The sequence below is a fragment of the Phenylobacterium sp. genome, from assembly GCF_036264965.1.
GTDB lineage: Bacteria > Pseudomonadota > Alphaproteobacteria > Caulobacterales > Caulobacteraceae > Phenylobacterium.
This window is the reverse complement of record NZ_DATAPY010000052.1, coordinates 1-1,831: the sequence shown is the minus strand read 5'-3', so window position 1 is coordinate 1,831 and position 1,831 is coordinate 1. Positions and strand designations below refer to the sequence as shown.

The 1,831-nt window shown below is 65.6% G+C and carries 2 protein-coding genes; one reads left to right on the top strand and one right to left on the bottom strand.

Annotation, left to right across the window (positions count from 1 at the left end; all coding sequences use genetic code 11):
- Positions 1-91: 91 nt before the first annotated feature.
- Complete coding sequence (locus tag VHS75_RS07585; protein WP_329638003.1) at positions 92-1,090, bottom strand: hypothetical protein; 999 nt, start codon at positions 1,088-1,090, stop codon at positions 92-94.
- 274 nt (positions 1,091-1,364) lie between these two features.
- Between VHS75_RS07585 and VHS75_RS07580 the strand changes: the two genes are divergently transcribed.
- Positions 1,365-1,664, top strand: a complete 300-nt coding sequence (locus VHS75_RS07580) for a hypothetical protein (protein ID WP_329638002.1) — start codon at positions 1,365-1,367, stop codon at positions 1,662-1,664.
- Positions 1,665-1,831: the final 167 nt, after the last annotated feature.

Sequence of the window (1,831 nt, the reverse complement as noted above, 5' to 3'; positions counted from 1 at the left end):
GGACCGCTCCGCGATCGAGGCCCGGCTCGACGAGCTCAGCGACCACATCCACGGGACCAAGGTCAGCGACGTCCGTCGGCCCTGGTAGGGGCTAGTTGCCCTTGCCCACCCCGTCGATGGTCTTGCCTTCCAGGCGGCGCGCGGCGGCCAGGATGTTGGGCAGGCCGTAGTTGCCCTCGTGGCAGCTGTATTCGTACATCGGCCCCTTCGCCGTGCGGAACGGCATCTCGGCGCGCCAGGTCTGGGTGTAGAGGCTCGGGTCGGTGACGCTGAATTCGTAGAGCAGGTCCGCCGGGCCAAGCCGCGTGAACTTCTCGACGATGGTCGCCGCCGGCGAGATCTTCAGCCGGTCGGTGCGTGACAGGCCCGCGGCGCAGAAATTGGTGTTCTCGATCACCAGGGTCTCGCCCTCCCACCGGCCGATGGCGTCGCCCATCCAGGAGGTGACCGCCGCCGGGGCGTGGCGCGCGTCGCCCATCCGGACGACGTGGGCGTCATTGTACTTCTCGGACAGCAGGACGACATGGTCGGCGGTCTGCACGATCTGCAGATAGTTGCCGTCCGGACTCGGCAAGTTGGGCGGATAGCCGCCCTCGGAGGCCACGCAGCGCGTGGTGACGGTCTGTTCCTCCGGATTGTCGCGGCTTCGCTTGGGAGGATCCTTCTCGTCGTAGTGGAAGCGTTTCAGGGTTTCGGCGTTGAACGGCAGCTTGCCGTCCGGCGGGTCGACGATCCAGGAGGTGCGGATTTCGCCGCGCACGCGGGCCAGGCCGACCCCGATCTCCCAGTATTCGGAGTCCTTCTGGCCGAGGGGATCGATGTCCTTCGGGTCGAAGCCGCCGGTCAGGGCGAATTGCGCCTCGGCCCGGCGCGCCTCTTCCGGCGAGATCACGAGGCTCTTCAGTTCCGGCGGCCGTTCCAGGTCGGTGTAGGAGGCGTTGGTCCAGAGGCCCTGGAGATCGGGCGTCCCGAACTCCGTGCGCGGCGCGCGATAGGGCCGCGCGTGGGCCGCCGCCGGCAGCGCCGAGGCCGCCGTCGCGGCGAGCATGAACCCGCGGCGGCTGACGTCCATCGATCCCAGCAGGTTCATCGCCTGGCCCCCGACCACCTTTGGTGTGCGAGGCCTAACGGCGTTTCATCGACCGGGGAACTGCACTTTTTTGACAGGGCCGGCGAAGAGGTCATTAGGCCTGTGGGCTGCCATGGATTTAAGGGCGGGTGTGGGCCCGAATGTGAGCTTCGGGCCCCTTCGCAGCTGTCCTCCTTCGACCCCTTGCCGAAGTATAGGTTGCGCTCGGCCTTGCGGATGGCGGCAACCTAGACGAGAGTATCCCGACGACCTATGAGCCTGCCGGGGAGTTCTGATGGCCGACAAGGACGCGGAAATTGCGGAGCTTCGGGCTCGGCTTCGGGCGGCCGCGCTTGAAACAGCTGCTGGCGGCGCCGCCACCGTTCGGCATCTGTCTTTAGCTCCCCAAACGGCGGCGTTTCAGCCGGTTGATCCGGGCCTCGCGTTCGGAATCTTCATCCTGCCTTGGGTGTTCGTCTGGTTCTTGTTGGATGCGGGTTACTCCACGCGATCGCGGTTGATTGGTTTCCTGTGGCTTGGGGCCTATTTGACCTTCGGCAGCGGCGGACTTGCGTTTCTCCAGATGGGAAACTGATGGTGGCCTAAAGGTCGCTTTCCACCGAGCCTGTGTGAAAAGGCCGAAGCAGTTTAGATTCCTGACCATCGACTTCGGAGGGCGGGATGAAGCGCTTTGTCGAGGGGGAGGACCGGCGTCAGGGCACGCTGCTCCCGGAATACCTTGAGGATTACGTCTCCGAGGAG